Raw genomic sequence first — 8,027 nt, 5'->3', positions numbered from 1 at the left:
GGCGGTCATAGCGGTGGGGAAACGCCCGGTCCCATTCCGAACCCGGAAGCTAAGCCTGCCAGCGCCGATGGTACTGCACTCGACAGGGTGTGGGAGAGTAGGACACCGCCGGAACATCCTTTCACGATAGGGGACCCAGAATCTGGGTCCCCTATCGTCGTTTGAGCACCTGGTGGAGCTCCGGCGAACCGCCGTGACCGCGCCCCACCGCAGGTGCGTGATTCAATTTGTGGCGAATACCGACTTTTCGCGGAACAAAGAAAGGGAGCACCGTGCCGGAACAAAACGACGATCGGAAGCCCTTCCGGCGCGGCGCTCCCGATCCCGGGTCCGGCCGGCGAGGCGACAACCAGGGCGCGGACCGCCGCGGTGGGGGATTCAACCGTCGCGGTGAGTCCGGGGAACGCGGCGGCTACAACCGCCGCGGCGAATCGGGCGGTTACGGCGCGCGGGAAGGCTCGTCCGACCGGGGGAATTTCCAGCGCCGCGACAATTCCGGTGGTTTCGATCGTCGCGGAGACAGCGGCGGCGCCGACAAGCGCGGTGGATTCGGACGCCGGGACTCCGGCGACCGGACCAGCGACACCGGTGGCTTCCGCCGGGGAGGCGACGCACCCAAGCGCGGTGGTTTCCAGCGTCGGGACGAGTCGGCAGGCCGTGGTGGGCCGGGCGAGCGCGGCGGCTTCAGACGGTACGACGATTCCGGCGACCGTGGTGGCTTCAACCGCCGCGGCGATTCCGAAGAGCGGCGCGATGAGTCACGCGGTGGTTTCCGTTCGGGCGGTGATTCCGGCGCTCGCGGTGGTTTCCGCTCGGGCGGTGACTCCGGCACACGCGGTGGTTTCCGCTCAGGCGGTGACTCGGGTTCTCGCAGCGGATTCCGCTCGGGCGGTGACTCCGGCACTCGTGGCGGTTCCCGCTCCGGCGATGCCTCCGGCACTCGTGGCGGGTTCCGTCGTGGTGACTCCCCCCGTGGTGAGTCCCCCCGGGGCGGGTTCGACCGCCGCCGTGACGATTCCGGTGACCGGGGTGAAGCACGCCGCGGTGAGGCGGGCGAGCGCGGTGGATTCAAGCGTCGTGGCGACTTCGATGATCGCGGTGACGCCGGGCGGCGCGGTGAGTCCGGCTTCCAGCGCCGCGATGACGATCGCCGTCGCCAGGGATCGGAGCGTGAGGGTCGGCGCGACGCGGACCGTGAGAGTTCGGCACCGCGTGGCGAGACGCCGCAGGATCGGCGCAGGGGCGGTGAAGGAGCCCGTGTGGGCGCCGGCCGTTCCCTCGACCGCCGCCCGCCGCGGCCGGAGGAACCCGATCTGCCGGACGAGGTGCAGGCGGCCGATCTCGACTCCGCCGTGCGGCGCGATCTGCTCAGCTTGGACAAAGGCAACGCGGAGACGGTCGCCAGGCACCTGGTGATGGCGGTGCGCCTGCTCGACGACGATCCCGGGCTCGCTCTCGCGCATGCCAGAGCCGCACGGCAGCGTGCCGGGCGGATCGCGGTCGTGCGTGAGACTGCCGGAGTCGTCGCCTACCACGCCGGTGAATGGGCGGAGGCCTTGTCGGAGCTGCGGACCGCGCGCCGGATGTCCGGTGGTTCCGGATTGCTGGCCGTCATGGCCGACTGCGAGCGCGGCCTCGGGCGTCCCGAACGCGCGATCGAGCTCGGCCGCAGTGACGAGGCGCGCGCCTTGCGCGGCGATGAAGCCGCCGAACTGCGCATCGTCGTGGCGGGCGCGCGCATGGACCTCGGTCAGTACGACCAAGCCGTCGTCACTCTGCAGACCTCGGATCTCGACCCGTCCCGCACCGGATCGGCCGCGGCTCGCCTCTTCTACGCCTACGCCGATGCCCTCGTGGCGGCGGGGCGCACCGACGAAGGCCTCACCTGGTTCCTCAACGCCGCCTCCGCCGACCTGGACGGAGAGACGGACGCCGAGGAACGCGCCGCCGAACTCACCGGCGACAGCGACATCTGATCGGTCCGTGACCCCCGACGCGGTCGCCGATGCCACTTATGGCGTCGGCGGCCTCGACCGAAAGGGTCTTCCATGGCTGGAAGGTCCGCACCATACGCCGATGCCCTCCTGGAGGCGGAACTGTGCCGACGAGGGCCTCACATGGTTCCTCAACACTGCCTCCGCCGACTTGGACGGAGACGGACGTTGAGGAACCGGGCGCCCATCTGACGGGGATATGGCGGCGTCTAATTTTCCGTCGACGGCCGAGGTCCGCCCGCCGCGGCGACGATGGTCATAGAGGCCAGGTGACGCACGTGGTGTGCGCGTGCTGTCGAAGGTGAGTGCCGACCCCCAGAGGGCGGAACAGCGAACGTCGGGGATGGCACTTGTCCAGGTGCTTCTGTTCGGAGCACGACGGCCGGACACGGGTTGGTCGACGGGCTAGGCCCTGATGGCATCTTTCGCTACGAGCGTCTTCGGTGGCGTTGAAGGTGCGGCACCATACGCCGATGCCTCGTGGCGGCGGAACGTGCCGACGAAGGTCTTACCTGGTTCCGCGACGCTGCCTCCGCCGACTTGGACGCAGAGGCGGACGCTGAGGAGCGGGCAGCGAACTCACGGGCGTACGGCGGCGTTTGATTCTTCCGCCGACGTGGCCGAGTTCCCGCCTGCGGCCGTGACGGCGGTTGCCGGAGCCAGGTGAGCGGTGCGCGTGCAGCGAGCGGCCGGAGGTCTGGATGTGGTACTCCAGCTTCTGCGCCGAAGGCCATCAACGCGCTCAACCACTCGATTGCGCTGACCATGACCGAGCGCGAGTTCGCCGAGGACGACCCGGTGCGCACCGTCGTGGTCACCGACGCCGGGCGGTGACAGCAGGGGTAGCTGGTTCAAGTCCTGTAGAACATGTTCGACATCCTGTGCAGGGGTTGCCGCCCCGGTGGCGCAACAGCGAATGCCGGGCGGACTATGTGGCCCTTGCCCCCAGGTGCTCCTGGTCCGAGCACGACGGCCGGACGCGGGTTCGTCGGCGCGCCATGCCTCGATGACAACCTGTGCGGCGAGCGTTCGGAGGCGGTCGATTTCCGCGCTGATGTGTGCGGAGGTACCCGAGGCCGGACCTCTCGGCAGAGCGGGCGCGACATGCCATCGGGTGATCTCAGGAACGCCGTGCGGCGCTTGTACTCCGCTGCCACAGGAGTGGCTGACGCCACGTCTTTTCGGTCCGCTCGCCGGCGTAGTGTCGATGTCCCGGACTCGGCGGGTCCGGTGGTGATGAGTCGGCACGGCGCCGATCGGTGACACGGAGTGAGAGTGGTGTGACGCGACTACGAGATCGCTACCGAGCCCTGCTGCTGGATCTGGACGGAACGCTGTATCGCGGTCACGAGGTGATCGAGGGGGCGCCGGAAGCGCTGGTCGCGGACGGGCAGGCGGGCCAGCGGCTGGTGTATGTCACCAACAACGCCAGCCGCGGGCCGCAGGTGGTGTCCGCCCATCTGTCCGAGCTCGGCTTTCCCGCGTCCGGCGACGACGTGGTGACCAGTGCGCAGGCGGCGGCGCGGCTGCTGGCCGAGCGGCTCGACCCGGGCGCGCCGGTGCTGGTGGTCGGCACCGACGACCTGGCCGCCGAGGTGGAAGGTGTCGGGCTGCGGCCGATCCGGCGCTTCGACGGTGCCGCGCCCGCCGCTGTGGTGCAAGGACATTCGCCGCACACCGCTTGGCCGGACCTCGCCGAAGCCGCCTACGCTCTGCGTGCGGACGCGCTGTGGGTCGCGGCGAACACCGACCGGACACTGCCGAACGAACGCGGCCTCGCGCCGGGCAACGGTGCGATGGTCGCCGCGCTGCGCGCCGCCTCCGATCGGGAGCCGATCGTGGCGGGCAAACCCTATGCCCCGCTGCTGGAGGACGCGCTCGTGCGGGCCGGTTCCCGCGCCGCGTTGGTGGTGGGCGACCGTCTCGACACCGATATCGAGGGCGCCAACCGCGTCGGTCTCGACTCGTTGCTCGTGCTCACCGGTGTCAGCACGCTGGACGAATTGCGCAAGGCCCCGGACGGGCAACTCCCGACGTTCGTCGCCGACTCCCTCGACGCTCTCAATCACGCCGCCGTAGCCGCCGAGCCGGAAGCCGATCTCGGCGAATCGCTGCAGCGCCATCCGGGACGAGCTGTGACGGTGCGCGCGTCCGATTCGGAAATCCGATAGCGTTGACGCCACGATGACTACTGCTACGCCTCGTCCGAACGGCCCCGGTACGGCCGCCGGTGCGCCGGGCCCCCGTCCTGGGGTCCCACTGCCCGGCCGGCACCTGCCGGGTGCGCAAGGACACCAGGAGCCTGCCGACCCGGATCGCGTCCGCGGTGAGGTCGACAGCCTGCTCGCCGAACTCGACTTTCCCGGCCGAACCGGGGTGGCGACCGACAGCGCCGAGGCCGGAGTCGACATCACCCGTCGCGCTCGCATCCTGGAGCAGGCACATGACGTGCTGGTACAGGCCTTGGCCACGGTGGACAAGATCTGAGGTGGCCAGACGCGCGCGGGTGGACGCGGAACTGGTTCGCCGCGGGTTGGCGAGATCGCGGGAACACGCGGTCGAGCTGATCGGCGCGGGCCGCGTCCTGATAGCTGGAACGGTAGCGGTGAAGCCGGCGACCGCGGTCGAGGCGGGCACGCCGCTGGTGGTCCGGGAGGAGCCGGACGAGGTGTCGTGGGCCTCGCGCGGTGCGCACAAACTGCTCGGAGCGCTGGAGCGGTTCGAGCCGGAAGGGCTGTCCGTAGCGGGTCAGCGCTGCCTGGACGCGGGGGCATCGACCGGAGGTTTCACCGACGTGCTGCTGGCACGCGAAGCGCGGGAGGTCGTCGCGGTCGACGTCGGCTACGGCCAGCTCGTCTGGCGTCTGCGCAACGACGAGCGGGTCCGGGTGTTCGACCGGACCAACGTGCGCAACCTGACGCCCGAGATCATCGGCGGCACGGTCGAGGTGGTGGTTGGTGATCTGTCGTTCATTTCGCTGAGCCTGGTGCTGCCCGCGCTGGCCGCGTGCGCCGCGCCGGGCGCCGACCTGCTGCCCATGGTGAAACCGCAGTTCGAGGTCGGTAAGGAGCGGGTCGGCTCGGGCGGTGTCGTGCGGGATCCGGCGTTGCGCGCCGAAGCGGTGCGCGCGGTGGCGGCGGCGGCCGCACAGCTGGGCCTGCGCACCGCCGGTGTCGTGGCGAGCCCGCTGCCGGGCCCGTCGGGCAACGTCGAATACTTCTTGTGGCTGCGCAATGATGGGCCGTTCGAGTACGACGGCGAGCAGGTCGCCGCGTTGGTGGAGCGGGCGGTCGAGGAGGGTCCACAGTGAACGCGCTGGCCCAGCCCTGCGGCCGGGAGATCCTGCTGGTGTCGCATCCGGGTCGCGCGGAGATCATCGAGACCGCGCACCGGGTGGCGAAGATCTTCGCGGAGGCGGGGATCTGCTTGCGCGTGCTCGCCGATGAAGCGGACAGCACGCGGTTCGAGGAGCAGCCGGGCGGTTTTCCGGTGCGCGTGGTCGAGCACAGCCCGCAGGCCGCCGTCGGCTGCGAGATGGTGCTGGTGCTCGGTGGCGACGGGACGTTCCTGCGTGCCGCCGAGCTGGCGCGCCCGGCCGGAGTGCCGGTGCTCGGCATCAACCTCGGTCGCATCGGATTCCTCACCGAGGCCGAGGCGGAGCACTTGGACGAGGCGCTCGCCCAGGTGGTGCGGCGCGACTACACGATCGAGCACCGGATGACCATCGACGTCACGGTGCGGGTCGAGGACGAGGTCGTCGAGAGCGGATGGGCGCTGAACGAGGCGAGCATCGAGAACGCTTCCCGCATGGGCGTTCTGGAAGTGGTGCTCGAGGTCGACGGCCGCCCGGTGTCCTCGTTCGGCTGCGACGGCATCCTCATCTCCACACCGACCGGGTCGACCGCCTACGCCTTCTCCGCGGGCGGGCCGGTGGTGTGGCCGGAACTCGAAGCGTTGCTGGTGATTCCGAGCAATGCCCATGCCCTGTTCGCGCGACCGCTGGTGACCAGCCCGGATTCGCGGATCGCGGTCGAGTCGGTGGCGACCGGACACGATGCGATAGTTTTCCTGGACGGCAGGCGCACGCTCGCACTGCCCAGCGGTGGACGGGTCGAGGCGGTTCGCGGCGCTCGACCGGTGCGCTGGGTGCGGCTGGACTCCGCACCGTTCGCCGACCGGATGGTGCGCAAGTTCCAGTTGCCCGTGACAGGCTGGCGTGGCCGACGGCGAACGGAGAGCACAAGTGCTGACAGAGATCAGGATTGACGGGCTTGGCGTCATTTCCACGGCGACCGCGCAGTTCCACGCGGGCCTGACCTGCCTGACCGGCGAGACCGGCGCGGGCAAGACCATGGTGGTGACCAGCCTGCATCTGCTCAGCGGTGCGCGCGCGGACGCGGGCCGGGTCCGTCTCGGCGCCTCCCGTGCCGTGGTCGAGGGCCGGTTCACCATCGACGATGTCAACGATGCCGCGCGCGCCGAGGTCGCGCAGGTGCTGGAGGCGGCCGCGGCCGAGCAGGACGACGACGGCAGCGTCATCGCGATCCGCACGGTCGGCAGCGACGGACGCTCGCGTGCGCATCTGGGCGGGCGCGGCGTGCCCGCCTCGGTGCTGGCCGATTTCACCGCACCCTTGCTGACCGTGCACGGTCAGAACGATCAGCTGCGTTTGCAGCGCCCCGACCAGCAGCTGTCGGCACTGGACCGGTTCGCCGGCGACACGGTGGGCGCGCTGCTGCGGAAATACCAGGTGCTGCGCCGATCGTGGCTCGACGCCCGTACCGAATTACTCGAACGGACCGCGCGCAGCCGGGAATTGGCGCTCGAGGCCGAACGGCTCGAGCACTCGTTGCGCGAAATCGACGCCATCGCGCCGGAACCCGGCGAGGACGTGCGCATCGTCGACGAGGTGCGCAGGCTCAGCGATCTGGACTCGCTGCGGGAAGCGGCGGCCACCGCGCACGACGCGCTGGCCGGGCCCGCCGACGCGCCGGAAGACGGTTCCGGCGCGCTGGAAGCGCTCGGCGCCGCGCGCGCCCGCATCGAAGCCGCCGACGATCCGGCGCTGGTCGCGCTCGCGCCGCGCCTGGCCGACGCCATCGCCGTTGTGGTCGACGTGACCACCGAGCTGAGCGGGTATCTGTCGGATCTGCCTTCGGATCCGGGTGCGCTGGACTCGCTGCTCACCCGCCAGGCCGAACTGAAGACGCTGACCCGCAAATACGCACCCGACATCGACGGCGTACTGGTCTGGGCGCAGGAGGCCCGCGCTCGGCTCGGCTCGCTGGACGTCTCGGAGGAGGCGCTGGCGAAGCTGGCCGCCGAGGTGGACACCGCCGCCGAGCGGGTGCGGGAGGCGGCGAAGAAGCTGAGCGCCGCGCGGGCCAAGGCGGCGGGCAAGCTGGCGGCCGCGGTGAGCGCCGAACTCGGTGGTCTGGCGATGGGCAAGGCGCGTCTGGAGGTGGAGGTGCGGCCGGTGCCCGCGGGCGCGCAGGACTCGGCGCCGCTCACCGTCGACGGCACGGAACTGCACGCCGGGCCCACGGGTATCGATGAGGTCGAGTTCCGGCTGGCGGCGCATTCGGGCGCGCAGTCGTTGCCGTTGAGCAAAAGCGCCTCCGGCGGTGAGCTGTCCCGAGTGATGCTGGCGCTGGAGGTGGTGCTCGCCGGGTCCGAGCACGGCGCGACCATGGTGTTCGACGAGGTCGACGCGGGCGTCGGCGGGCGAGCCGCGGTGGAGATCGGTCGCAGGCTGGCGCGGCTGGCGCGCACGCATCAGGTGATCGTGGTGACCCATCTGCCGCAGGTGGCGGCGTTCGCCGACACTCACCTGGTGGTCGACAAATCCGACGACGGCAAGGGCACTGTCAACAGCGGCGTCCGCGCGCTCACCAACGACGAGCGGGTGGTCGAGCTGGCGCGGATGCTGGCCGGTCTCGACGACACCGAGACCGGCCGGGCGCACGCGGAGGAACTGCTGGCGACGGCACGCGCGGAGAAAGCGGGCGCCGAGGTGGCCGCGCGCTGAGCGCG

General features: G+C 70.7%; 6 protein-coding genes, 1 rRNA gene and 1 pseudogene. All 8 read left to right on the top strand.

Annotated elements, in window-relative coordinates; genetic code table 11:
• Positions 1-114: ribosomal RNA gene (gene rrf / locus U3653_RS22910) — 5S ribosomal RNA — on the top strand; the annotation flags it as partial.
• Between the two features lie 899 nt (positions 115-1,013).
• Positions 1,014-1,976: pseudogene (locus U3653_RS22905) on the top strand (tetratricopeptide repeat protein); the annotation flags it as partial.
• A 681-nt stretch (positions 1,977-2,657) separates the two neighbouring features.
• A complete protein-coding gene (locus tag U3653_RS22900; protein ID WP_195081446.1) occupies positions 2,658-2,828 on the top strand; it encodes a hypothetical protein in 171 nt (56 codons plus the stop codon).
• Between the two features lie 446 nt (positions 2,829-3,274).
• Entirely contained in the window at positions 3,275-4,165 is an 891-nt protein-coding gene (locus tag U3653_RS22895) for an HAD-IIA family hydrolase (protein ID WP_195081447.1), read from the top strand.
• Between the two features lie 13 nt (positions 4,166-4,178).
• Positions 4,179-4,481: a hypothetical protein gene (locus tag U3653_RS22890; protein ID WP_195081448.1), complete on the top strand. Its 303-nt coding sequence runs from the start codon at positions 4,179-4,181 to the stop codon at positions 4,479-4,481.
• A gap of 1 nt (position 4,482) precedes the next feature.
• Complete coding sequence (locus tag U3653_RS22885; protein WP_195081449.1) at positions 4,483-5,304, top strand: TlyA family RNA methyltransferase; 822 nt, start codon at positions 4,483-4,485, stop codon at positions 5,302-5,304.
• Positions 5,301-6,260, top strand: coding sequence for an NAD kinase (locus U3653_RS22880; RefSeq protein ID WP_195081450.1), 960 nt, complete (start codon positions 5,301-5,303; stop codon positions 6,258-6,260). The genes U3653_RS22885 and U3653_RS22880 overlap by 4 nt, the downstream gene beginning before the upstream one ends.
• A complete protein-coding gene (recN, locus tag U3653_RS22875; RefSeq protein ID WP_195081451.1) occupies positions 6,238-8,022 on the top strand; it encodes a DNA repair protein RecN in 1,785 nt (594 codons plus the stop codon). The genes U3653_RS22880 and recN overlap by 23 nt, the downstream gene beginning before the upstream one ends.
• Positions 8,023-8,027 lie beyond the last annotated feature (5 nt).

Source organism: Nocardia implantans, assembly GCF_035544775.1.
GTDB classification, from domain to species: domain Bacteria; phylum Actinomycetota; class Actinomycetes; order Mycobacteriales; family Mycobacteriaceae; genus Nocardia; species Nocardia implantans.
The sequence above is the reverse complement of the archived record's forward strand: the minus strand, read 5'-3'. Positions and strand labels throughout refer to the sequence as shown.